Below are 23579 nucleotides of genomic sequence, written 5' to 3' on the forward strand. Positions count from 1 at the left end.
AAAGTTTTATTTCCGCTTACGTCTGATCAGTAATATAGCGCCAAAGGCAATCAAGATTCCAGGCATTACCCAGAGGTATACTATCTTCAGCAGGTCCACATCATCAAGCGATACTTTTACCCGGTTATCTTCCGATTCCGGGCGGTGCGTATCAATCGGGAATTCTTTGTAATCCAGCCAGCTGAATAATGCGGTGATGAAAGGGAAGTTAGCGGTTTCCACATCAAACCTGTTCAGGTTGGTGTTGCTCATAAAATCGGCATCGCCGGCTACAATGATACGTTGTTCTTTACCGTTCACTTTGCGGGTCATGCTGATCATCACCGGCAATGCTTTTCTCTCATCTCCGGCAGCCGCATCGTATACAACCTGTGCAGAATCCAGCACCAGCGAGGCTTTCCTGAGCCAGCTCTTTTTGGTATCGGTAACCAGCAACGGCTCAATGGTGAAGGAACTACCGCTGTAGGTAAGACCGGTAACACCCGGCATTGCCACTTTCAGGCTGTCTTTCACTGTTTTGGCTACATCAGCTGATAAAGATGCCGCCAGCGGCGTTAACTGCGGCAATACAATATCTGGTGTAAGCTCCTTGCTGGGTTGGGCTACCACGCCATCCGTCATTTGCACCCCCAGTTTTTGCAGGATAGGGTTGAGCACCGTTTGCTTACCTGGTTCCCCGGCAATGAGCAGGTTTCCTCCTTTATCGATATACTGTTCCAGTTTGGCCAGCGTAGCCGCGCTGAGAGCCGTTTTCGGATCTGCCAGTACCAGGGCGGTGATGCCTTCCGGGATATCGCGCGCATCGAGGGAGATGGTGTCTGAATCGAAGCCCTGGTTAATGAGGGAATACCGGAATGGTTTAGTATTGGTGATGGTCATATATTCCCTGGCGCCCACTTTATGAATATCCCTTTCCAGGTTACCGGTTACAAACAGGATCTTTGGCAATTTAGCCTGCAGTAAACGTTTGAAGGCAGCGGAAACTTCTGTTTCACCAGGCCATACCATCTGATCATCAAATACCCGCAGAAAAGTAGAGCGGCCTTTGTACTTTAACTGCATTACAAACCGGTTCAATTCAGGCTCCAGGTCAATTATTTTTTTGATCTCTTCGGGTGTTTTAAACGCGGATACCTTCATCCCCATCCCACGTATGGTTTGTTCCGCCGCCTCTTTAACGGTTTTGTTGGGATACATTTTAGAAAACGGGAATTGCGGATTATCCAGCGGTTCCGCATAGTACTGTACAAACCGGAAACTGATATCCGGCTTGAAACGGGTATACAGATCCCAGTTGTCCAGCAGCCTGTTACGTTGCTCGGGTACGCCCAGCCAAGAATATCTGCTCAAAGCATTGTTATAAGTGATCACTTCCAGTGGTTCATCTCCCAGCTCTTTAATAATCCGTTGGGCATTGGGTGTGAGGGTTCGTTCCTGGTGAACCGTGGTATCCGCATAGGTTGTAAAGGCAGGCCGGGAACTGATATACCCCACAGCCAGGCCAATAACCACCACGATCACATATCTCATTGCTTTCACCATAAATGGCCTGGATTCCATACCAGATTTCAGCTTGAAGTAGGTGAAGCCGATAAACATAAAGATGATGACGAGGAAATATAATACGTCTTTACTGCTGATTAAACCAAACAACATTTTCTGCGTACGTCCCTGAATGGACAGGAAATAAGTAAGATCCCGCACAAAATCGATGCTTTGCCACATGGTGCCTACAAAGCTGAGGATGCCGATCATCACAAAAGTACACACCGCTGCCACTACCTGGTAGGTAGTTAAACTGGACATAAATAACCCGATGGCAGCATAGGTACACAGCAACAGGAAAAGTCCCAGTACAGCGGACATCATAATACCGCTGTCCATCGATTTGATCTGCCACATACCCGCAACAATAAAAACACTCATGGCCGCTACCATCAGTACGCTGTAAATGAGCATGGCCAGGTACTTACCCAGCACAATGTCCCGTACTTTTATCGGGGAAGAATACAGCAGTTTAATGGTACCACTGCTGGTTTCCCGGCTGATCAATCCCATTGTAAGCAAGGGAATGTAGAGATACAGTTTCTGCATCACGTTGCTGAAAACGCTGCTATCTGAAGAAAAGATCTTTAGGGTCAGATGATCCATATACCGTAACTGTTCGCCGCCCATTTCCTGCATGCCGGCGTATCCTTTCAGCTGAAGGAAATAGGCGATACCGCATTGAATAAAAAAGGCAACCAGTAAAAACCAGGCAATGGGAGAATAGAACAGTACCCGCAGTTCTGTTTTTGCAATTCTGAATATTGTCTTCATTAAATATTTTTATTGAGATGATTGACTGGATAATTGTTTGAAGATCTCATCGAGTGCTGTTTTATCAAGATTGATTTCGCGTAACCGCCATCCGTTCTGCACACTGGCAATGATCAGCTTTTCGGTGATATCCTGGCTGCCGTTGAAATACAGGCGCACTTGCCGTTCTGTAAGAAAATCCGCTTTGGTAACCCCATCTATTTTTAACAGCTCGGCAGCAGCCGGCGGATTTTCCAGGTGCATCATTACACTGTGTGGTTCCACATAGTTGTTGAATGCGTCCATGCTATCAGAGAATACGATCCTTCCGTTTTCAATCATCTTGATTTCTTTGCAGAGCAATTGTATTTCAGAGAGAATGTGAGAAGAAAAGATAACTGCCCGGTCCTGTGCAATTTCTTTGATCAGTGAGCGTACTTCGGTGATCTGGTTGGGATCGAGGCCATTGGTAGGCTCGTCCAGCACTACCAGGCGGGGACGGTGAACGATGGCTTGTGCAATGCCTACACGCTGCCGGTAGCCGCCGGAAAGATTGCGGATCAACCGGCTGCTGAAATGGTCGATGCCGCAACGTTCCTTGGCTTCTTTTATGGCTGGCTTCATTTTGTCTTTTGGCAACTGTCTTAATCCGGCGCAATAACCCAGGTATTCATCTACCGTCAGATCCATGTACAGCGGCGGGTTCTGTGGCAAAAATCCGATTTCTCTTTTTGCGAGCTGCGGATCTTCGCGCATGTTGATTCCGTTGATATATACATTCCCCTCTGTTTGGTTCAGGGCGCCGCAGAGGATGTTCATGGTGGTGGACTTGCCCGCACCATTAGATCCCAGCAGTCCGACGATACCGGTTTTGCTGATCTCTATATTGATATCACGGATCGCCCATGAGCTGCTATACTTATGAGACAGGTGCTCAAGCTTTACAATGCTGGTCATATCGTGTTGGTCTGTTTTTTATTGAATTATGGATTATCGGGCATGCCCGGGTTATTCTGTATAAAGTAGGGCGGTATTTTCATCACCAGGCGGTTGGGCTGCTTCAGTGTAATGACCGTAGTTGTTCCATTGGTGTTGTACAAGGTATGCGTGATCGGCTTACCGCTGAAAATGGGATCTACCGATAATCTGCGCATATCAAACCAGCGATATCCCTCCTGTGCAAACTCACGGATACGCTCATCGATGATGTATTTTATCAGCGCTACCTGGTTGCCTGCAATGGCAGCTGGTACCGGCGCATCAGCCGACGGCATGCGGTTCCTTCTCAATGTTTCCAGGTCTGAAACTGCACCGCCCAGGTCGTTTGTTCTGGCCCTGCATTCTGCCCGTAGCAGGTACAGTTCGGGCAATTGCAGGCCATAGCGCGACCAGGTAATACCATACTTGCGCAACCTTCCTCCGGGGTTTAAGTTACCATCCAGGTCCCTGTTGGTATACAACAGCAGGCGCTGATCGTGAGGCCCATACAGGGCTGCGGTAGCCGGCATCAGTACCAGTCCGTCGGTGCCAAACATATTCCCCCGGAACGGACCATTGTAATAAACTTTAGAAAGAATTGCTTCCCTGGTATCATTGCGGTTAACGCCCGGCCCTTGCGGGCCGAAAGTTGGATCGATGGGCAGGAATGCGCCCCCCGGTGCAAACTCCACGTTGTAATTATACAGCACCGGTGCGCCGTTGGCTGCAATATCGGTGAACACATTATTCAGCAATGGCAATGCATCCGCATAGCGCCCCATAAATACACACACTTTGCCTAACAGCCCGGCCACCGCGGGTTTGGACATTCGCGTAACAATGCTGGGGCGCACAGGTACATCCGCCAGTGCTTCCGTAAGGTCTTTAATAATAAAATCATAGCTACCCTGTACGTTGCCGCGGCTAAACTCCGACACGGTGATATCCGCTTTGTCAATAACCGGAAAGCCAGGATCTGTAGCGGCAGTAGTTGCGTCGTAAGGTTTTGCGTAAAAATTGATAAACTGGAAATTTATCCAGGCGCGGGTAGCTTTTGCTTCGGCGAGGAGTTGCTTCTTTTGCGCATCTGATCCACCGGAAGATTCCATCACTTCCCCGATGATCTTGTTGAGCAGGTACATCTTTTCCAGTCCTTCCCGTAGCATGAAAGGGTACGACAATTCATCGCCGGGCTTATAGATGCTGTCGGCCCATTGAAAAAGCCGCGGCATCCATACCGAGCCCCTGTTCAGAAAAGCTGCTTCTGCACCTGTTTCATCGCCCATTGATACGGCTTCCTGCCACCCTGAAATGTCATTCATATAAAACCAGGGGTTGTTCATCAGCTTATCATAATCATCGGTGGTGGTAGCTACCTGGCTACCCTGTGGCACTACTTCCAGGAAATCCTTTTTGCAGGCAACAAAAGAAAAGAGCAGCGTTATATATAAGAAAGGACAAATTATTTTCTTTACCATGATCTGTTCATTTTAGTTCACTTATAAAGTAAGGTTTACGCCCAGGCTGTAGCTATGCAGAAAAGGAGGCGTGGACCTGTACCCCTGCCGCATATCGTGGTATTCCGGATCAATACCATAATCATTGGCTTTCCACACCATGAAATTGGTGGCTTGCCCGTATACGCTCAGTTGCTGTACTTTCAAAGGTTTCAGCCAGGAAGCAGGCAGTTCATAATTAAGCGTAAGATCCCTGATCTTGATATAGGAGGCGCTCACTACATTGATATCGGCCCTGTTATAATAGTTCATGTTGCGGCGGGTATAGCCTTCAGATGGATTGGCTACGTAGGAAGGCACATTGGTAATGGCTTCATCTCCCGGCTTTTTCCAGCGGTGCAGGAAATAGCTGGGTAGATTTCCGGACGTAAATCCTGACGCATATACTCCTATCCGGTCGGAGGTGATGACGTTTGTCTCGGTGCGCATCACATTGCCCAGGTTATAAATCATGTTCACCGACAGTGAAATGCCTTTGTAACGGAAGGTATTGGAGAACCCACCATTGAAAATGGGAATGGTGGTGCCCATATATTTGATATCCTCATTCTTTGTTTGGTAGTAGGGGTCTTTGATAATGGATTTATCACTAAGTTTTATCTGCGGGTCGCCCATATTATCCAGTCCGCCCCAGGTGTAAGCGAAAACAGGTCCGGCAGGATAACCGATATAATAGAACGATTGTATTTTATAATCCCCGGTATTGGCATAGGCGGATAGCGTTTCAAAATCCAACAGCTTATTTTTGTTATAGCTGAATATAAATGTGGTGGACCAGTTCAAACCATTTCCCTGGATATTCTGCGAAGTAATATTCAATTCAATGCCTTTATTGGAATATTTGCCGATATTGCCCAGGCTACTTCTATACCCGGTAAATGGATTCAGGAAAACGCTGCCCAACATGTCGGAGGTAGTTTTGCGGTACATATCAATACTTCCGCTGACCCTTCCTTTCAGCAGGGAATAATCTATACCGATATTAATGGTTTCAGTATGTTCCCAGGCAAGTTTGTTATTAGCAGTAGTTTGAATGCCTAATGCATCACCGGCTATTCCACCGCTATTAGCCTGCGGGATCGCATTCAGGATATCATTCCTTGATGCAGACCCCACGTAGGGCGAATTACCGGTGATGCCATAGGTGGTTCTGATGCTGAGGTTATCGACCCATGTAATGGGTTTAAAAAAATGCTCCTTTGCCAGTTGCCACTTAGCGCCAAAGCTCCATATCGGTTTATTCTGCGAAGAAACATCGCTGCCAAAAAGATTACTGTGGTCCTGCCGCCAGCTTCCATCTACACTATATTTCCCGTTAAAAGTATAACTGGCCAGTGCAAATTTTGAAGTAAAACGGGAGAGCGTTTGGTTAATGAAGTATGGGCGCTGCAGGTAGCCGTAACCGCTAACCGCACCTGTTACACCCTGGCTTAGCGTGGCATAGTCTACCATCCCGTAGGTACCCAGTTTCTCATCATACCCTAAAAAAGTACTGGTAGTGGAAAAATTGAATTGTTCCTGTGCCTCCTGTCCTACCTGTACCATCAAGTGATCCCGGCCTTGTGCAGGTTCTGCGGTATATACCAGCTGATTCCTCACCGTCCAGTTGCGCTGATCGTTGTGACCTTCTATGAAAGTGCCGCCGGTAGTGGGTACCAGGTATTTAGGCGTGGAATTGACAGTAGGCGCTATGGTAAAACCCAGGAGCTGCTGCCGCTGAGAAAACGCCCTGTTATCATTAAAATAGTTGTTAGTTCCCGGAGATTTTACATAACCATAGGTACCATCAAAACTCAATCCTTTCCAGATCTTAATATTTGCGTTAGCGGTGAGATTAATGAAAATAGTATTCCTTTCACTATGCGCGTAATCTGTTTCATCGAGCGGTACATAATCCATATTGATCCTGCTGCGCGCCTGGTAATCGAGCCGTAGGGAATCTGACCAGCCGGACATAAAAGGCATTGCCACGTTTTTCCCGGAGGCATCCCTGGGCAGCAGGTAGGGCAACACATTAGGACTAGCTGCCACCTGGTTCTTTCCGCTTTGTACGCTGTTGATGAGAGAGGCGTTGACAGAGATCCTGATATTTTTATTCGGCTGAAGATTTTGCGTCAGGTTTATTTTGTAACTATTGTCTTTATTCCCCGGCATATTATCCTGCGACATGGTATAACCCAATGATCCATAAAATGAATACACGTTATTTCCACCGCTCACGGAAACGGTATGATTGGTGGTAAACGCCGGGCGAACCATCAGATCAAGGATCTGCTGCCGGTTGTTGATAGACGCCAGGCTGTCCATTCCTTTGTTGTACTGCGCATCAGAAATCAGTCCGCGGTAATGATCATACATCAGCTGGTCGTGCGGCGGAATGGTCTGATCGTACAAGGTGTTCCACGGAAACTGTATGGGGTCGAATAATTCTTTTACGGTGGCAATGAACTGCTGGCTGTTCATCACCGGGATATAACTGTAGTTGGGTTTACCCTGGAAGTTAATAAAGCCGTTATAGCTAACCGTGAGCCGTTGATTATTCTTTCCTGACTTAGTGGTGAGTACTATTACGCCATTGGCTGCCCTGGCGCCATAAATGGCGGCGGCAGCGGCGTCTTTCAATACCGTGATATTCTCGATATCATCGGGGTTCAGCGTACTGAAATCGTTTACGATCATGCCATTGATCACATACAGCGGATCTGTGTTCAGCTGAACGGTACCTTTTCCCCTGATCACACTTCTCCGGGTGGTAACGCCATTTCCATTGGAGTTGCGTGAATCCACATCATAATCGGCACCCACTGCCAGGGTTAATCCGGGGATCAGTCCATCGAGCCTTTGCATGATATCCATGCTGCCGGTGCGTTTGGCAACAATCTCCATATCCGGTTTACCAAAAGAGCCGGTGGCCCTTTCTTTATCTAGTTTCTGATAGCCGGTATTAACGATCACCTTTACATCGGAGAGCTGGTACACTTTACTTTTTACGACAATGGTATGTTGCTGTTTATCCATGTTCAGCTCGCCGCTCCATGGTTCTATATTTACACTGGTAATCTGGGCCTTCACCACCGGAAGTTCTACTTCAGATAAAATGAAGACGCCTTTTTCATCTGTAAAGGACATCTGCAGCCGGTCGGCAGATACATCGGCGCGGATGGTGGCGCCGACAACAGGTCTTTTGCGTTCATCTACCACACGTCCGCTGAAAACCCTGCCCGCGTTGGAAGGCTCCGGCTGGGCCATTACCGGTTGCGCCATTGCAGCAGGTTGTTCGGGTGTAATCACAATCACCTTATTTTTTATTTCCCAGGTGAGATGTTGTTCTGAAAGACATTGATCCAATACATCCTTCAGGGAGGCATCTTTTACGTTCAGGTTTACAGGTTTGGATTTCTTCAGTGTTTCTTTGCTGACGAGAAAAGAATATCCTGTTTGTTTTTCTACTTCCCTGAAAATTTTCTCCAGGGATAAATTCCGTCCTGTGATCGTGATCTTTTGTGCGTAGGTATTTGCGCTAAGAAGCAATGCTGCTGTAAAAACAAAGAAACACACCTTTATAAATCTGGTCAGTTTAGGTGGCATACAATCAGGCACGGGACTGCCATGTACAATTGAGTTCATATCTATGTACCGGTTTGGATGTTAAAGTAATGCTGAAAAGCGATGTTGGTTTTACGTCTAATTCTTGCTGCTATCCGGAAAATGTTCTCCCATATCCGGATTTCTTTTTGGTTGATGTATTTCTATTTATTTATTTTCATTCACAATGACTGGTTGATTTAAATTTATCTCGGACCGGGAATAACAATGATCTGCTTCCCTTTTATTTCAAAATGTACTTTGCGTGTCAGTTCCAGCACATCCAGGATCTGCCGGGCATTTTCACTTTTTGGAATGGCGCCGTAAAATTCTTCTTCCGGTAATTGCCCCTGGTATATTACCTCCACATCATACCACCTGGCTACCTGCCGCATAATGGTGGCGATGTCTGTATTATAGAACCGGAACTTCCCTTCCTTCCAGGCCAGCACTTCTTCCAGGTCCGGTGTGGTAATGGTAATACCGGGAGTGCTGCTTGTTACGGCCGCCTGTTGACCAGGTTTTAGTATCTTTTGTGTTCCCTGCTGGATCACTTTGATGGCGCCGTTTATCAGCGTAGTTTTTATGGCTGCTTCATCAGGATAGGCCATCAGATTAAATGCTGTTCCCAATACTTCAATGCGTTGCCCTTTGGAAACAACGATAAAAGGTTTCGTGGCGTCCTTTGTCACGCTGATGTATGCTTCTCCCGAAATTTCCACGCTCCTTTCTTTATCACCAAAACGGTTGGGATACCTGATATAAGAAGCACTGTTGAGCCACACCTCTGTACCATCAGACAGCTCCAGCTGATATTGCCCGCCGCGCGGTATGGTAAGCACGTGCATGGTAACAGCTCCGGCAGGATCAGCTGCATAAGCGAGTTTGCCGTTGCTTTGTTTAACCACCCCGTTTTCACCGGCAATTTGCCCGTTTCCAATACTATCCAGTGTGATCACCTTACCATTGCCCAGCGTAAGTATGGCTTTATTGCCACCCGGCGCTAGTGGTGTTTGTACGGCCAACGGCCTGCTTTCATGCGAACGGTAATAAGTATAGCCACCTATGGCCACCAATACTGCTATAGAGGCCGCAGCTGCCATACGGAACCAGGCCATCCGGTATACCGGCGTTACAGCCGGCGTTGCCCCGGTGGAGGCCATGATAGTCTGCCATACCACTTCTTCCCGCTCTGGCGGAAGATCTGTCAGCGGTTTGGGTTCCCGCAAACCACGGCGCAGTACTTCCCGCAGGATATCTTCATGACCTGGTTCCTGCAGATACTGCAGGAATGCAGCCTGCTCCTCTGCAGTAGCGGCGCCCTGTATACAACGGTGATATAAAGCAGCTATATTATCTGGTAGTTCCATCATTCATTTTCTTAGGTGTATGTTTTTAATGGGAAAGCTTTGCCAGGCAAAACCGCCGTATCGATCGCATCGCCTGGTCCAGGTTCCATTTCACCGTTTCCGGTGACACCAGGAGCTGATCGGCCACTTCATTTCTTTTTAGGCCTTCCTCTTTTATCAGCTTATACGTTTGTTGCTGTTTATCCGGCAGTCGTGCTACAGCCTCGTCCAGCAAGGTATCCAGCTCTTTTTCGATGTAGAGGTCCAGCGGATCTTTTTTATCCGTTTCCGGTGGTGACTGCGGGTTGCTGACGGTTCTGCGCAACTCACGGATCACTTTAAAACCCGCATGTTCCGTTACCCGGTAAATCCAGCCGCCGAAATGTGTGATTACCGGCAACCGTTCCCGGTGCAACCACACCTTCATAAACACTTCCTGCAACACATCTTCCGCCAACTCCCGGCTTCCCGTAAGGTGATAAATGGTTGTATACAGTTGCTTCCTGTAATGCGCAAATACCGTGGCAAAGGCAGCGGTATCTCCGTTGGCAATTCTCCCGAGTAACCCTGCTTCATCAGGCAGATAAACAGTATGATTTTTACGGCCTTTCCTGTGAATCATATATATAAGAGCCACGGGAATAACAATTGGGGGGTAAGGACGAAAAAAATTATTGCAAACCGTTCAGCAGCATGAAAGCCAGGGTAAGTCCCAGGTGCGCCATGCAGTACTTACGAACGGACTGGTTGGCCTGATCGAGGTTCCATTTAACCGTTTCAGGCGACACCGACAATCGTTCTGCCACCTCTTTCCTTTTCAGTCCCTGCTGCTTAATGAGCCGGTAGGTAAGCTGTTGTTTTTCCGGTAACTGCGCAATGGCAGCCTCCAACAGCTGGTCATACTCTTTTTCAATAAAAATATCAACGGGATCTTTCTCCGGCGGCGTTAACGGATCATTGGATAAAGCCTGCAGCCCACCGGCAATACGGCGGTTACTGCGGATCACTTTAAAGCCGGCATATTCGGCTACTTTGTACAGCCATCCGGCGAAATTAATAATACCCGGCAATCGCTCCCGGTGCATCCATACCTTGATAAATACTTCCTGTAATACATCTTCCGCCATCTCCCGACTGCCGGTTACCCGTAAAACAGTGGTATACAAATTTTCCTTGTGCGTTTTAAACAATATGGCAAACGCCATGCTGTCACCGTCAGCTACGCGATGGAGCAACTCCTGCTCTCCTGGCAGATCCTCATGAATTCCGAAACCCCTCATATAATGAATCAATGAAAGCAGGATGAATTCCTTGATTAGTAAATTGGAAACTACTTTGGTTGCGGAAGTAAATTTATTAATAAAATCTGCCGAAAGGTTATTTTTTTATACCGGATCACTATATTGATAATATATAATATATTTGTTTGCTTTAAAAAATACCCTGACCTTATGAAACCGCATATACACTTTGCTTTTGCAGCTGCTTTATTGTTACTTTTTATTACCGGGAATAGTTTCGCACAGCAAACAGACACTGTTAAGCAGGCGCAATTCCTAGCATTGGTAAAGAAAGCTGCCATCACACTGAAAAATGAAAAGGCCGACGAAAAAAAGCTAAAGAAAGCAGCAGCCACCATGAAGGCAACGCAGGAAATTTACTATAAAAGAGTGGACAGCCTGCGGGAAGCGGACGATACTCCTCAGCCGGTATATGATGCGAACAGCGTTGACCTGGGCGCAGTGGTGATGAAAGACCTCATTGCGAAAGAAGATACCTCAAAGGAACATAAGAATTATCTCGATGCATTGCTAACGCACAACACCCTTACCATTATCCATATTTTCGGGAAAGAAGCCGGCCAGGAGACGTGGCTCCTGCTGGCAAAGAAAATGACCTACGAAGGAAAGGATTATGAACAATACCTGCAGTCTTTTACCTATAGCGACAAAACCAGGGATGCATATACAAAGGTGATCAAAAATTCCCTGCTGGACCTGGCAACGAAGGAAGCTAAAAAGCGGTCGGATTATTAACGTCTTCTTATCAGGTGAATGTCCTACTTTTGACGGGACCATCATAAAACATATGACCCAAACTTTCAGACAGGGCGCCATCGGCGCATTGCTTGATGAATATGAAAGAGCCATTTCGGAATTGAAAGAAGTGATCAGGACCATTCCCGATCACGCACTTACTGTTATCACAGATCCGCATACGGCGGATGAAAACTGCCGGTCGGTTCAAACCATTTTATCTCATGTAGTCAGCTCCGGATTTGGCTATGCCACCAGTATTCACAACCTGCGGGGCCCGCAGCTAACACGTCCTGCCAAAACATTTCATCTTACTGTAAACGCTTACCTGGAAGACCTGACCCAGGTATTTATCTTCACAGAAAAAATATTCGCAGCATTTAAAGATGATGAACTGGAACAAATGGACGATGCGTTAAAAATAAAAGCCGGCTGGGGACAGGTATACGATATAGAACAAATGGCCGAACACGCTATTGTGCATGTACTCCGGCACAGGCGCCAGATTGAGAGGATTAAACAACAACAGCTTCATGATATTTTAAGCCGGTAATTTCATCATCCCCTGCCGGATCATCCGGACGAAATAAATACCAAGGGGAATTACCACAATGCCCTGCAGCACTCCCGTCACTTCAAAAAATATATCATCCGGCATTTCATACATAGCGGGCGGGAAAAGCATGGACATGTGTGCTGCTGATAATCCGCCAAAGTAAAGGATATTTTTAAGGAGATGATTATAAAGCCCTTCATAGCTCCCAATCATTACAATAGCGGCAAGGAATATGATGGAACAGTATATCCAGGACCACACACTCTTAACGGTCATTCCTTTTTGTTTGATTACCCGGTCCAGGATAATGGTAATGATCAGTACGGGCACACTCAGCAGCAGCACATGCATCCGCCAGGGCGTGTGGTACCGGATGGCGCCGTATACGTGATGAACAGAAGTGAGGAGCATGAGTGCGTTGCTATACAGACTTACATTCGTTTGCTCATTTTTCGGTAGCTTGTACATGATTCGTATTTTTATACAAGCAAAACTAGATTTGTAAAGCGGCGCAGACAAGTAGTTACAGGATGGTAACCATCAACTTTTTTTAAAAAGATATACGCATGTCAATTACACATACCGAATATGACGCAGGCATTTGCCCGGTCAGTAAAACAATAGAACTGATCAGCGGTAAGTGGAAGCCTGTCATCCTCTATTTAATAGAGCATGATATCAATCGTTTTGGCTTGCTGCATGAAAAAATGCCGAAGATCAGCAGGAAGATACTCACCGAACATTTGAGGGACCTGGAAAATAATGGGCTGATAAGCCGCGAGGTAAAGGTCAGCAAACATCCGCAGGTAGTTATTTACAGGCTAACAGAAAGCGGTGCATCATTGCGGCAGCTGATCGACCAGATCTTTAACTGGGGCAGCCGGCACCTGCTTCAAAATACAATTCCTACAACAAACACATTAGCATTGACGGATTTTTCGCCGAACACAACACTGTGATCCTCTTCCGATATTCTGTCGGGATACCGGTATTTATAGCCGCGGTAAATATAAGAAGCGAACACGCCTATCTTATTGAAATGCCAGGCAACACCAGCACCTGCTCCATAAAAATACTTGCCGGATTCATTGAAAGTAACAGACTCCTGCCCTGTTCCTGAGGGCACTTCCGCAGTACGGGTTACATTATAGCCATTCCTGCCGAACTGCCCGGTGATATACGGATCTATATGCCCGAAGCGGTGTTTGATTTTCACATCTGCAAATACCGGGATCAAGGAATGATCATTGTAAGAAGTGAGCTCCACACCCGGCCCCACACTAATAATATGATTCAGCAACTCCACGCTGGCAGTCACGCCACCGCCGCCATTACCGTCGTGGATCATTCCATAAGCGTAACCATACAGCAATTTCTCCCGCTGGGCAAAAGTAAAAAGCGGTAAACCCAACAGAAAAAGCAAGATATTTTTCATGATCATATGATGTTTCTCTTTTCTTCTAACAACCAGCCGGGGAATATTGTTGCCTGCGCTTACTTTTGCGCCACAATGATGAACCTGTCTTTCTGCACATCCAGGAAAGTATGCAAGGCAAAATAATCCGACAGCCGGGCCGACAGCTGCTCAAAATCAAAGCTGTCGTATTCCTCAAATAAGTAAGGCATAGAGCGGATATAAAACAGCAATGCTTCCGCATCATAAAAACGCATAAAGCCATAATCATCCTGCTGGTGAAGGATGCTGAAAGCGGTTGGTGCAAACTGCTGCAGCGCATAATCGATGTTCCAGTGCAAAAATTCTTCATTAGGTTTCACTCCCAGCACCTCTGCGATGGAAATATCACTTCTTCCATCCACTTGTTGGGTAATGAAGTGCCCGCCGGGCTTCAGGATACGATATACTTCTTTCAGATCATAACTCTCATGCCGGTCTATTACCATGTCAAAATAATTATCTTCAAAAGGCAGGTTATCATCTGTATACTCATGAACAAGCGTTCCGCCAAACGAATGCAGCCTTTTTTGGGCGAGTACCACATTGGGGATGTATCCTTCGGTGGCGTATATACGAAATTGTTCTTTACCGGGCAGCAGGCTTAAAAACTCTCCCCCACCGGTCCCCAGGTCGAGAAGGGTACAGCCCGGCTTCAGGTGGCGGCACACCATTACAAAATAGTTCCAGGGCAAAGGGCTTTCCATCATTCTGCCTGTGTTGGTTAAATAGCTGAAGTCCCAGCCGGTTGCTTTTTCTTCCTGCATATAGCATGGTTTTTATCTCCGTATTTAAAGTTACACAACTACGAGGTACGCTAAAAAAAATACTTGTTCAATTTCCGGTTGTTACCCAAGTTCAGCTGGCGTACTTTTGAAAAAAAGATATACATGCTGACGGACGAAATCATGTACCAGGCGATACTTGATAAAAATGTGGCTTATGAAGGCAGCTTCATAACAGGGGTTAAAACCACCGGGATATTCTGCCGTCCTACCTGTACGGCCAGGAAACCCAAAAGGGAAAATGTAGAATTCTTTAAAACCACGAAAGACGCTATTACAAAGGGATACCGGCCCTGTAAGGTGTGCAGTCCGCTGGAAAAACTGGATGAAACACCTCCGGCTATCAGGGCGATCCTGCAGGAGCTGAATGAAAACCCCTCCAGGAAATTCAAAGACGCAGACCTGGCTGTAAAAGGTATAGCACCCAGCGCCATCAGGCGGTGGTTCCTGAAACATCATGGCATTACCTTCCAGGCTTACCAGCGCATGTTCCGCATTAATGCTGCTTTCAAAAAAATTCAGCATGGCGAACCCGTAACGGCAGCAGCATTTGACGCCGGATACGAGTCCCTGAGCGGCTTTGCCGATTCATTCAGATCAGTATTCGGGGTATCGCCATCCAATAGCAAACAAAAGCAGGTAATGAATATCACACGCCTGGAAACGCCGCTGGGAACTATGTTTGCAGGCGCGGTAGAAGCAGGTGTTTGCTTATTGGAATTCACCGACCGGAAGATGCTGGAAACGGAATTAAAACAACTTTCACAAAAACTCAACGCCAATATCATCCAGGGCGCCAACCCGCATTTTGATGCATTAGAACAGCAGCTGGAAGCGTATTTTTCCGGAAGAAGAAAAACATTCACGGTGCCTTTGTTTATGCCAGGCACAGACTTTCAGCAATCGGTGTGGCGCCTGCTTCAAACCATTCCGTATGGCAGCACCAGGTCTTACAAGCAACAGGCCATCGCTCTGCAAAAGCCGGAAGCCATCCGTGCCATCGCAAATGCCAATGGCATGAACCGCATCTCCATCCTCATTCCCTGCCACCGCGTAATTGGAGAAGACGGCAGTTTAACCGGCTATGGTGGCGGCATCTGGCGGAAACAATGGTTACTCGACCTGGAACAGGGTAACCGGTAAACATTCACACAAACAAGGTTATGAACCCAAAACAACCCAGGCATTCCAAATGGATTGCCCTGGCCGTTATTTTAACGGCCCCGCTGCTCTATGTCATTGATATCTTCATTATCAACATGGCGATTCCCGGTATTCAGAAAGGCGTACAAGCCACCGATGGGGAAGTACAGCTAGTGATAGCCGGGTACCTGCTGGGCAGCGCTTCTTTCCTGATTACCGGTGGCAGGGCCGGCGATTATCTTGGCAGAAAAAAGATCTTCTTCCTGGGCATGCTGCTCTTTACCCTCACCTCATGCGGATGCGGGTTAGCGCAAACCCCGCTGGAGTTAAATATCATGCGCTTTCTGCAAGGGGTGAGCTCTTCCCTGATGGTGCCGCAATCCATCGCGTTCATACAGGTGTTGTTTACCGACCCGCAGGAAAGGGCAAAAGCCATTGGGTGGTATGGTATCACGCTAAGCATTGCTGCTATCATTGGCCAGATCCTGGGCGGTTATCTGGTAGATACCCATTTTCTCATCGCCGGCTGGCGGCTTATTTTTTTCATCAACCTCCCCGTTGGGATCGTATCCCTGTGGGCTATCCGGAAATATCTCGATGAAACACCGAGGGACACGGGGCAGCAGTTTGATTACTCCGGCGCCGCTATCCTCACAGCAGGACTGGTTTGCCTCATCTATCCACTCACAAAAGGAAGGGAAATGGGATGGCCGCCGTGGGCAATCGGGTTGATGCTGCTGGCGGTTTTCATATTTGCCTTTTTTATCCGCGACCAGCAAACAAAAACACTTTTACAGAAAGGCAGTTTAATTGATACAGCACTCTTTAAGATCAGGGAGTTTAATATCGGCTTGCTGGCGGTACTGTTTCACTTTATGATGCACACCGCTTTCCTGCTGATGAGCGCCGTATATCTACAGAACGGGCTCGGCTATACGGCGTTGGACTGCGGCATGTTCTTTCTTCCGCATGCAGTGTTGTTTATGATCTCATCTGTGCTCGCTTCTAAGCTGATAGTACGGTCCGGGAAAAAAGTATTGCAGGCAGGACTACTTATCATTCTTATTTCCTTCATACTGCAACTCCTGCTTTTCAGGCCACACGTCAGCACCATGAATGTAATACTGCTGATAGGATTATACGGCCTGGGCAACGGTCTGGTATTGCCTTTCCTGTTAAACATTGTTTTAAAAAGCGTCCCGGTAAAATTTGCAGGGGCAGCGGCAGGCGTTTTCTCTACTTTCCAGCAAACTGCTTCTGCACTGGGCATCAGCATCGTGGGCGGTGTATTTTATTACGTGATCAACAGCAGTCCGCATTTTCCGGATTATAGCAAAGCGCTCGACTGGGGTATACTCACGGGGATCTGCTGCCTGGCAATAGTAGGATGGATGCTTTGGCTACTGCCTGAAAATATGGACATGCATACAGCAGACATTCCTGCCGAAGGCATATAAAAAAGTATTACTCACAATGAAAAGTAACGTGCTGCGTTTGTTATATTTACCGGATGAACAGGTTTATGTCTTCCTGTAAAAACAACTGTTTATGACCTATATTCCGCGCAGACATTTCCTTAAAGCAGCCTCCCTCAGCGCATTGGCGGGCGCTTTGCCATTGGTATCCAAAGCAGCACCCCATTTTGATAACATGGATCCTGACAAAGACAGCGAAAGGATATATTTTATCAACGACGGTATCTTTTACAGGCCGGCAGATTATATACAACAGCTTCAACTTATCCAGCAACAGCATCCTATCACCAGGGATTTTTATGGTACAGATGGCACACTGAAAGAGTTGCTGGACAAATGCTGTGAAATCACCGGCAAAGAGGCGGCGATATACATGCCATCCGGTACACTGGCCAACCAGCTGGCCTTACAGGTGCTTTCCGGCGATCATCCCAAAGTAATGGTGCAGGAAAGCAGCCACGTTTACCGTGATGAAGCCGATGCCGCGCAAACGGTGTTTAATAAAAGGCTGATCCCGCTGGGAAAAGACCAGGCTGCTTTTACGCTGGAGGAACTGAAGCAGGCCATCAGCTGGCATAAAACAGAAGAAGCGTTTGAAGCCCCGGTGGGCGCTCTCTCCATAGAAACGCCGGTGAGAAGGTTCAGCAATACTTTTTTTCCTTTGGAAGATATCACCGCCATCACTGCCTATTGCCGGGAACAGGGTATAAAAACACACCTGGATGGCGCGCGGCTGCATATATCGGCCGCGTTTACCGGGAATAAAGTAATCGACTATACGAAAAACTTCGACACGGTATATCTCTGCCTTTATAAATACCTCGGCGCACAGGGCGGCGCTATCCTGTGCGGTGAAAAGAAAGTGATCGACAAAATGCCGCACCTGCTGAAAGTACATGGCGGCGGCATTTTCACCAACTGGGGAAATGCAGCCATGGCCTTGCATCACCTGCAGGACATCGACGGCGTATTACAGGCATCTATCAAAAAAGCACAGGCCTTGTTTAAAGAGCTGAACAACATCAGCGGTATAAAAATAACGGCAAGGGAAAGGGGAACCAATATCTTTGACCTGCATTTTGATAAACAGGTTGATACCGTAAAAGCAGCCAAATGGCTCCGGGAAGAGAAAGGAATTATTGTGGGTCAGCCGCAGGCTTATGGCGCTTCGCGTATGATGGTGAACCCGACCATCCTGAGAAGGGACAATGCTGCTATTACAACTGCATTTTCATCTGCGCTGCGTATCAGCAGCTGATTGTTGTATGTTCTATTTCAGGCTGGCAAACCAGGTAGTCATACTTTTTTCCTGAACCGGCTTACATCGCTGCCAACCGGGCCAGCTTCTTTTGAATGGTTTGTTTATCGGCTTCCGTTTTAGCCAGTGATAAAGCTTTTTGAAGATGGGTAACGGCACGGTTGTTATCAATATCTGTATACAATTCTCCCAGCAGCACAAAATAATAGTGATTATCCGTAAGCTGCAGTTTTTCAGCTTCTGCGATGGCCGCTTCCTTTCCATTGGCTTTCGACAATGCATATGTTCTGTTCAGTGCCGCCACCGGCGAATAGCAGATCTGCAGCAAGCGGTTATACAGTTGCAGGATACTCTCCCATTTTTCCGGTGTATCCTGCTTTTTTGTATTCCAGTAAGCAATAGTCGCTTCAAGATGATAACGGGAAAGCTTTTTACCACCGGAGGCTTCATGCAGGAACCACGCGCCTTTGGCGATCAGCGCTTCATTCCAGCGTGACTCGTCCTGGTCCTGGTACAGGATAATCTCACCGTTTTCATTTTTCCGCGCTTCAAACCGCGATGCGTGAAAACACATCAGGGCAAACAATGCATTTACCTCCGGCGTATTGGTAGCGGTATTTTCCAGCAAGAGGTAAGTGAGCCGCATGGCCTCCAGGCAGAAATCTTCCCGCAACACTGCATCCTGGCTTTCAGAATAATAGCCTTCATTGAAAAGCAGGTACAGCGTGGTGAGTACGGTATCCAGGCGTTTTTTGATCTCCGTTTCCCCCGGGAACTCCATCTGCACTTTTTCTTCGCGCAGTTTTTCTTTCGCCCGGAACAAACGTTTATTGATAATTTCCTTATTGGTTAAAAAGGCGTTGGCAATTTCTGTAATCCCAAACCCACAGAGCACGCGGAGTGCAAGGCCAATCTGCGCTTCCTTTGAAATACCGGGATGACAAATAGCGAATATCATCTGCAACTGGCTATCGGTAATATTTTTATCAGACAGGTCGATGTCGGGTTCTTCACTGCCAGGGGAAGTATACTTGATCTGGCTGGCGATTTTTGCCGCAAACAGGTGATTCCGCTGAAAATAATTCTTCGCCTTATTTTTTGCCACGAGGTATAGCCATGCCGTTGGATTCTCCGGAATTCCTTTATAGGTCCAGGTTTCCATTGCCGACAAAAACGTTTCACTGGCAATGTCTTCAGCCGCCTGCAGGTGTTCGATGCCAAAAACCTTACAGAGCACAGCCGTTATTTTCCGGAACTCTGTACGGAACAAATGTGGTATTAATTCGGATTGTGCCATACATTAAAACAGCCCCTGTTGCACAGGGGCTTATACTTTTTAGTGACGATCCACCTTCCTTACTTCCACCGTATTACCGTCTCCCTGTAATACCGGGCTGCCTTTTGCGAACTCCACCGCTTCTTCTACGGATGCCGCTTTTACAATAATGTAGCCGCCGATGGTTTCTTTAATTTCGCCGAAAGGCCCGTTAGTCACCACGTTATTATGATGCACTACCCTGCTGTCGGCAAAAGGTAAACCATTTCCTTCTACAAATTTGTTTTGTGCGGCAATGCCGCCGATCCAGTCCATCGTTTGTTTCATCCAAACCTGGATTTGCTCCGGGGAGGCTACTTTGTTGCCATCTTCGTGTCTGAAAATCAACATAAATTCTTCCATCTTTTTAAAGTTTTAAGTGTGATAATATACCTTATAACAAATGGAATGGCAGCAATTGGACATACCGGATCAAATATAATGGAATAAAAAATCAAACGGCAGGGATGGCCGCTGGTGGTTAAGTGGCAGCGGATTGTTCCGCAGCAATACAATTATAGCTCAGAGGGGGCCTAACCGGTATACGCGGAAGCCATCGTCGAACACGGCGCCGGTCTCCTCTTTTATTGACTTGCCGGCTCTGCGTATCCGCTCTTTCCCTATCTCACAAATATTTTTATACCCGGCATGATAAGCGTCGCTCTCTTCAGCTGTAAGCTGCGGCTCCTGCACCAGGATAAATTCCCGCTGCTGCCCGGTGTGCGCTGCCAGTGAATATACCGCATGGGCAGTGGTCGCTGACCCGGAAAAGAAATCCAGCACAATATCGCCTGCGGAGGTTGACAGTGCAATGAGCTCACTGATGAGAGATACCGGTTTTGAATACTCAAATATCTTCCCCTCAAACAATTTGCCCATATCTTTCCTGGCATTATCGTTTGAAAACCGGTTATCAATAAAATCGAGGCTGGTAAAGGCTTTGGTTCTTTCTTTCATTTCTACCGCATACCCGCTGCCTGCTTTGGAAATAGTAGCCTTCTCGTATGTTTTTGTATAAATGCGGTAGCCGTGTCTCGATTGCTTCAGCACCACAAACCCATGCTTTAAACCAAATTCATACAGCCCTTTGCTCCATCTCCAGCAAAAATCGCTTTGGGGATTACGCTGTTGTCTTTTCAGCATTTCTTCCCGGGTTACATTTCCAGGTCTTAGTACCTGCCCGTCTATTTCAATTTCATAATCAAGGGACGCAGAGTACTGGATAGAGCTGTAGTCCAGCGTTTGATTTAATTTATACCTGCCTCTTTCCGGTTCATATTCATCAGCGTGGGTGTATCCCTGCGCTTCAAATGCGGTAGTATTAAACCGCGCGTAAGGTGACCTGCGGTAGCACAACACATAATCGTTATTCCTGGCGATCATGCTGGTGGATTTACCGGCTTTTTTTGTGAGGCGTGGCAGGCAGCTCACAAAATTTATCTCTCCAAAAATCTCATCACAGATCCTGCGGAGATTAGGCAATTCCCTGTCGTCAATGGAAATAAAAATGATCCCGTCTTCGTGCAACAAAGCAGCGGCCAGTTTCAGCCGGGGATATATCATGGAAAGCCAGTTAGCGTGGTATCTGCTGCCCGCCTCCGGGTATTCATCCGGTGAACTGTTCAATGGGTAATGGTTTCCGTCGCCTTGTGTAAAATTGTCACTGTATACAAAATTTCTACCGGTATTGTAGGGCGGATCAATGTAGATCATTTTTACTTTAGCGAGATAGTGCGGCTGCAACAATTTCAGTACTTCGAGATTATCCCCTTCGATATAGATATTTGCCGTTTCATCAAAGTGCAGGGAGTCTGTTCTTACCGGGTGCAGTGCCTGTGTAGCCGGCTTACCGGCGGAAACGATGGCAGCGCGCTTCCCGGGCCAGTCCAGGCGGTATCTTTCCCTGGGACCTTCTACAACCGCATGGCTGATTTCCTGCTTCAGCAAATCAAAATCGACCACTTTACCATTGGCACCTTCCACCACACAATCCGGAAAAAGGGCGGCAAGCTTTTCAAGATTTTCATTCACCAAAGGGGGTGAAGTATGGTCTGGTTTCTCCATGCTGATCGGCTTCAGTTTATTACTGCCGGCAAATGCCGGCCCAACTGCTAAAGTAGGGAAATATTACAGCATCTGCCAGTCGGCTTTTTGTAATACCATATTATGTGTGTGCCATATTTTCCCGCCTACCTCCGTGGTACCGGCCATCTCCGGGTTAATCCGGAAGCCCAGCTGCGTGTAACACGCAATAGCGTTGTGGTTCCAGTCGAACACATTCAGGTCAACCGCTGTTTGTTCGGTAGTACTGAATAACCTGTTCACCATTTCCTTCACCACCTGTTTTCCCAATCCTTTATTACGCATGTTCTTGTCGCCTATCAGGATGCGGGACAAGCGGGGCATTTCCTTTTCAAAATTCAGTTCACAATGGCCAATCACCTCACCGGTTTCCAGTAACCGGATCTTAAAAGGTTTCTTTTGGGTTTGTTCCAGGTAGGCGGTTAGTTGCCCGTGGGTTAACGGGTAAGTAAACAACGGGCCTGCAAACTGTACCAATGCTTCTTCATTGTCGATCCAAGATATAAAACGGTCAAAGTCCGCAGCAGTAAATGTTTCCAGTTGTATCATGCCCTTAAAAATAGACCATTGCGGGTAAAAATACAAATACCTGGAGTTGGTCAAAAGTTCTTCTCTCAAAAAAAATTACCCAAAAGCTTGCAAACTTAAACGTTTAAGCATATTTTTAAAAGATGAAGAAAGTCTCGCTGAAAGATATCGCTACCGAAGCAGGTGTGTCCACTGCGCTGGTATCTTATGTGCTGACCAACAAAGACAAGAAGGCCCGGATCGGGGAAGAGATGGCGAAGAAGATCCGTGAAATTGCGCGGAAGCTGAATTACCAGCCCAATCATATTGCACGCAGCCTTAAAAGCGGCCGGTCTTTTACCATTGGCCTGATCGTGGCGGACATCTCCAATCCTTTCTTTGCCAATATTGCGCGGACTATTGAAGACGAGGCCAAAAAGCACAATTACAACGTGATTTTTGGCAGCTCGGACGAAAACGTGGACAAGTCGCAGGACCTGATCAATGTGCTCGTAAACCGGCAGGTAGATGGCCTTATTATCACCCCTACCGAAGGATCGGAGCAACAGATCCTGCAACTGAAAGAGCAGAAGATCCCTTTTGTGCTGATCGACCGGTTCTTTCCGGAGATTCCGGCCAGTTATATTGCCGTTAATAACCGCGAGTCCGCCGCAACAGCAGTATCGCATCTTATTAAAATGGGCAGCAAACGGATTGGCATGGTGGCTTATAAAACCACGCTGCACCATATCAGCGAAAGGATAGGCGGCTACCAGGATGCGTTGCAGCAACATGATATAAAAGCAAGTAATAGTTTACTGAAGAAGGCAAGGTACTCGCATTTGAAAGAAGATATCAGGCTGGCAATTGATCAGCTGCTGAAAGGAAAACAGCCGGCAGATGCGATCTTCTTTGCCACCAACAGCCTGGCTATAGAGGGCCTGAAATACATTAATACACTGGGTATACGCATACCCGATGAACTGGCGGTGATTACATTTGATGAAGGAGAAGCGCTGGATTTGTTTTACGCACCCGTAACATTTGTGAGACAACCGATCCTTGAAATAGGAAAGGCCGCAGTGCGCGTGCTGCTGGAACAGATCCTGGACCATACTACTGCCACCACCGCGATTTGTATTGATACGACGCTGGTGGTAAGAAAATCCTGTGGCAGCCGGTAACACGCGACCACGTACGAAAGTGATCTTTAAAAATTTACCCGATTGCTTAAACGATAAA

Annotated in this window: 21 protein-coding genes; 7 read left to right on the plus strand and 14 right to left on the minus strand. The window is 47.1% G+C overall.

Annotated features, from left to right (window positions below; all coding sequences use genetic code 11):
• Positions 1-6 precede the first annotated feature (6 nt).
• From QFZ48_RS01300 to QFZ48_RS01330, 7 genes are all read right to left on the minus strand, one after another.
• The gene (locus tag QFZ48_RS01300; RefSeq protein WP_429046349.1) at positions 7-2319 is read right to left on the minus strand and encodes a Gldg family protein; all 2313 of its coding nucleotides are present in this window, start codon (positions 2317-2319) and stop codon (positions 7-9) included.
• A 9-nt stretch (positions 2320-2328) separates the two neighbouring features.
• The gene (locus QFZ48_RS01305) at positions 2329-3255 is read right to left on the minus strand and encodes an ABC transporter ATP-binding protein (RefSeq protein WP_429046347.1); all 927 of its coding nucleotides are present in this window, start codon (positions 3253-3255) and stop codon (positions 2329-2331) included.
• Between the two features lie 26 nt (positions 3256-3281).
• Positions 3282-4754: a RagB/SusD family nutrient uptake outer membrane protein gene (locus QFZ48_RS01310; RefSeq protein WP_429046346.1), complete on the minus strand. Its 1473-nt coding sequence runs from the start codon at positions 4752-4754 to the stop codon at positions 3282-3284.
• A 21-nt stretch (positions 4755-4775) separates the two neighbouring features.
• A complete protein-coding gene (locus QFZ48_RS01315) occupies positions 4776-8420 on the minus strand; it encodes a SusC/RagA family TonB-linked outer membrane protein (RefSeq protein WP_429060773.1) in 3645 nt (1214 codons plus the stop codon).
• A gap of 164 nt (positions 8421-8584) precedes the next feature.
• A complete protein-coding gene (locus QFZ48_RS01320) occupies positions 8585-9751 on the minus strand; it encodes a FecR domain-containing protein (RefSeq protein WP_429060775.1) in 1167 nt (388 codons plus the stop codon).
• A 22-nt stretch (positions 9752-9773) separates the two neighbouring features.
• The gene (locus QFZ48_RS01325; RefSeq protein ID WP_370911694.1) at positions 9774-10349 is read right to left on the minus strand and encodes an RNA polymerase sigma factor; all 576 of its coding nucleotides are present in this window, start codon (positions 10347-10349) and stop codon (positions 9774-9776) included.
• A 49-nt stretch (positions 10350-10398) separates the two neighbouring features.
• The gene (locus tag QFZ48_RS01330) at positions 10399-11007 is read right to left on the minus strand and encodes an RNA polymerase sigma factor (RefSeq protein ID WP_429060776.1); all 609 of its coding nucleotides are present in this window, start codon (positions 11005-11007) and stop codon (positions 10399-10401) included.
• Between the two features lie 171 nt (positions 11008-11178).
• Here QFZ48_RS01330 and QFZ48_RS01335 point away from each other — a divergent pair, with 171 nt between their 5' ends.
• Together QFZ48_RS01335 and QFZ48_RS01340 are read left to right on the plus strand one after the other, a co-directional pair.
• Complete coding sequence (locus QFZ48_RS01335; protein WP_429060778.1) at positions 11179-11763, plus strand: hypothetical protein; 585 nt, start codon at positions 11179-11181, stop codon at positions 11761-11763.
• A gap of 52 nt (positions 11764-11815) precedes the next feature.
• On the plus strand, positions 11816-12316 hold the full coding sequence (locus QFZ48_RS01340) for a DinB family protein (RefSeq protein WP_429060780.1): 501 nt from the start codon (positions 11816-11818) through the stop codon (positions 12314-12316).
• Here the strand turns inward: QFZ48_RS01340 and QFZ48_RS01345 are convergent.
• Complete coding sequence (locus QFZ48_RS01345; protein ID WP_429046340.1) at positions 12305-12787, minus strand: hypothetical protein; 483 nt, start codon at positions 12785-12787, stop codon at positions 12305-12307. The two genes, QFZ48_RS01340 and QFZ48_RS01345, sit on opposite strands and share 12 nt — an antisense overlap.
• A 98-nt stretch (positions 12788-12885) precedes the next feature.
• Between QFZ48_RS01345 and QFZ48_RS01350 the strand changes: the two genes are divergently transcribed.
• Positions 12886-13278 carry a winged helix-turn-helix transcriptional regulator gene (locus QFZ48_RS01350; RefSeq protein WP_429046338.1) on the plus strand — a complete coding sequence of 131 codons (393 nt, stop codon included), beginning with the start codon at positions 12886-12888 and terminating at the stop codon, positions 13276-13278.
• Here the strand turns inward: QFZ48_RS01350 and QFZ48_RS01355 are convergent.
• Both QFZ48_RS01355 and QFZ48_RS01360 read right to left on the minus strand, forming a co-directional pair.
• Positions 13212-13754: a hypothetical protein gene (locus QFZ48_RS01355; RefSeq protein WP_429046337.1), complete on the minus strand. Its 543-nt coding sequence runs from the start codon at positions 13752-13754 to the stop codon at positions 13212-13214. The genes QFZ48_RS01350 and QFZ48_RS01355 overlap by 67 nt on opposite strands.
• 59 nt (positions 13755-13813) lie before the next feature.
• Positions 13814-14539, minus strand: a complete 726-nt coding sequence (locus QFZ48_RS01360) for a class I SAM-dependent methyltransferase (RefSeq protein WP_429060782.1) — start codon at positions 14537-14539, stop codon at positions 13814-13816.
• Positions 14540-14662: 123 nt separating this feature from the next.
• Between QFZ48_RS01360 and QFZ48_RS01365 the strand changes: the two genes are divergently transcribed.
• From QFZ48_RS01365 to QFZ48_RS01375, 3 genes are all read left to right on the plus strand, one after another.
• Entirely contained in the window at positions 14663-15700 is a 1038-nt protein-coding gene (locus QFZ48_RS01365) for a bifunctional transcriptional activator/DNA repair enzyme AdaA (RefSeq protein ID WP_429060784.1), read from the plus strand.
• Positions 15701-15720: 20 nt separating this feature from the next.
• Positions 15721-17157, plus strand: a complete 1437-nt coding sequence (locus QFZ48_RS01370; RefSeq protein WP_429046334.1) for an MFS transporter — start codon at positions 15721-15723, stop codon at positions 17155-17157.
• Between the two features lie 91 nt (positions 17158-17248).
• Complete coding sequence (locus QFZ48_RS01375) at positions 17249-18433, plus strand: threonine aldolase family protein (protein ID WP_429060786.1); 1185 nt, start codon at positions 17249-17251, stop codon at positions 18431-18433.
• Between the two features lie 61 nt (positions 18434-18494).
• Here the strand turns inward: QFZ48_RS01375 and QFZ48_RS01380 are convergent, their stop codons facing one another.
• The 4 genes from QFZ48_RS01380 to QFZ48_RS01395 form a co-directional block, all read right to left on the minus strand.
• A complete protein-coding gene (locus tag QFZ48_RS01380; protein WP_429046332.1) occupies positions 18495-19730 on the minus strand; it encodes an RNA polymerase sigma factor in 1236 nt (411 codons plus the stop codon).
• A 39-nt stretch (positions 19731-19769) separates the two neighbouring features.
• The gene (locus QFZ48_RS01385) at positions 19770-20111 is read right to left on the minus strand and encodes a YciI family protein (protein ID WP_429046331.1); all 342 of its coding nucleotides are present in this window, start codon (positions 20109-20111) and stop codon (positions 19770-19772) included.
• 159 nt (positions 20112-20270) lie between these two features.
• Positions 20271-21812 (minus strand): site-specific DNA-methyltransferase, encoded by a 1542-nt coding sequence (locus QFZ48_RS01390; protein ID WP_429060787.1) that lies wholly within the window; start codon positions 21810-21812, stop codon positions 20271-20273.
• 63 nt (positions 21813-21875) lie between these two features.
• Positions 21876-22379: a GNAT family N-acetyltransferase gene (locus QFZ48_RS01395; RefSeq protein ID WP_429060789.1), complete on the minus strand. Its 504-nt coding sequence runs from the start codon at positions 22377-22379 to the stop codon at positions 21876-21878.
• A gap of 122 nt (positions 22380-22501) precedes the next feature.
• Between QFZ48_RS01395 and QFZ48_RS01400 the strand changes: the two genes are divergently transcribed.
• Positions 22502-23521, plus strand: coding sequence for a LacI family DNA-binding transcriptional regulator (locus tag QFZ48_RS01400; RefSeq protein WP_429060791.1), 1020 nt, complete (start codon positions 22502-22504; stop codon positions 23519-23521).
• Positions 23522-23579: the final 58 nt, after the last annotated feature.

It is taken from the genome of Chitinophaga sp. W2I13 (assembly GCF_050434005.1).
Classification (GTDB): domain Bacteria; phylum Bacteroidota; class Bacteroidia; order Chitinophagales; family Chitinophagaceae; genus Chitinophaga.

Bases quoted from the DNA above. Each gene is read 5' to 3' on its own strand.
- QFZ48_RS01350 (WP_429046338.1), top strand. From the start codon at position 12,886: ATGTCAATTACACATACCGAATATGACGCAGGCATTTGCCCGGTCAGT.
- QFZ48_RS01370 (WP_429046334.1), top strand. From the start codon at position 15,721: ATGAACCCAAAACAACCCAGGCATTCCAAATGGATTGCCCTGGCCGTT.
- QFZ48_RS01365 (WP_429060784.1), top strand. From the start codon at position 14,663: ATGCTGACGGACGAAATCATGTACCAGGCGATACTTGATAAAAATGTG.
- QFZ48_RS01325 (WP_370911694.1), bottom strand. From the start codon at position 10,349: ATGATTCACAGGAAAGGCCGTAAAAATCATACTGTTTATCTGCCTGAT.
- QFZ48_RS01340 (WP_429060780.1), top strand. From the start codon at position 11,816: ATGACCCAAACTTTCAGACAGGGCGCCATCGGCGCATTGCTTGATGAA.
- QFZ48_RS01355 (WP_429046337.1), bottom strand. From the start codon at position 13,754: ATGAAAAATATCTTGCTTTTTCTGTTGGGTTTACCGCTTTTTACTTTT.
- QFZ48_RS01400 (WP_429060791.1), top strand. From the start codon at position 22,502: ATGAAGAAAGTCTCGCTGAAAGATATCGCTACCGAAGCAGGTGTGTCC.
- QFZ48_RS01380 (WP_429046332.1), bottom strand. From the start codon at position 19,730: ATGGCACAATCCGAATTAATACCACATTTGTTCCGTACAGAGTTCCGG.
- QFZ48_RS01395 (WP_429060789.1), bottom strand. From the start codon at position 22,379: ATGATACAACTGGAAACATTTACTGCTGCGGACTTTGACCGTTTTATA.
- QFZ48_RS01305 (WP_429046347.1), bottom strand. From the start codon at position 3,255: ATGACCAGCATTGTAAAGCTTGAGCACCTGTCTCATAAGTATAGCAGC.
- QFZ48_RS01320 (WP_429060775.1), bottom strand. From the start codon at position 9,751: ATGATGGAACTACCAGATAATATAGCTGCTTTATATCACCGTTGTATA.
- QFZ48_RS01360 (WP_429060782.1), bottom strand. From the start codon at position 14,539: ATGCAGGAAGAAAAAGCAACCGGCTGGGACTTCAGCTATTTAACCAAC.
- QFZ48_RS01300 (WP_429046349.1), bottom strand. From the start codon at position 2,319: ATGAAGACAATATTCAGAATTGCAAAAACAGAACTGCGGGTACTGTTC.
- QFZ48_RS01330 (WP_429060776.1), bottom strand. From the start codon at position 11,007: ATGAGGGGTTTCGGAATTCATGAGGATCTGCCAGGAGAGCAGGAGTTG.
- QFZ48_RS01345 (WP_429046340.1), bottom strand. From the start codon at position 12,787: ATGTACAAGCTACCGAAAAATGAGCAAACGAATGTAAGTCTGTATAGC.
- QFZ48_RS01310 (WP_429046346.1), bottom strand. From the start codon at position 4,754: ATGGTAAAGAAAATAATTTGTCCTTTCTTATATATAACGCTGCTCTTT.
- QFZ48_RS01390 (WP_429060787.1), bottom strand. From the start codon at position 21,812: ATGGAGAAACCAGACCATACTTCACCCCCTTTGGTGAATGAAAATCTT.
- QFZ48_RS01375 (WP_429060786.1), top strand. From the start codon at position 17,249: ATGACCTATATTCCGCGCAGACATTTCCTTAAAGCAGCCTCCCTCAGC.
- QFZ48_RS01315 (WP_429060773.1), bottom strand. From the start codon at position 8,420: ATGAACTCAATTGTACATGGCAGTCCCGTGCCTGATTGTATGCCACCT.
- QFZ48_RS01385 (WP_429046331.1), bottom strand. From the start codon at position 20,111: ATGGAAGAATTTATGTTGATTTTCAGACACGAAGATGGCAACAAAGTA.
- QFZ48_RS01335 (WP_429060778.1), top strand. From the start codon at position 11,179: ATGAAACCGCATATACACTTTGCTTTTGCAGCTGCTTTATTGTTACTT.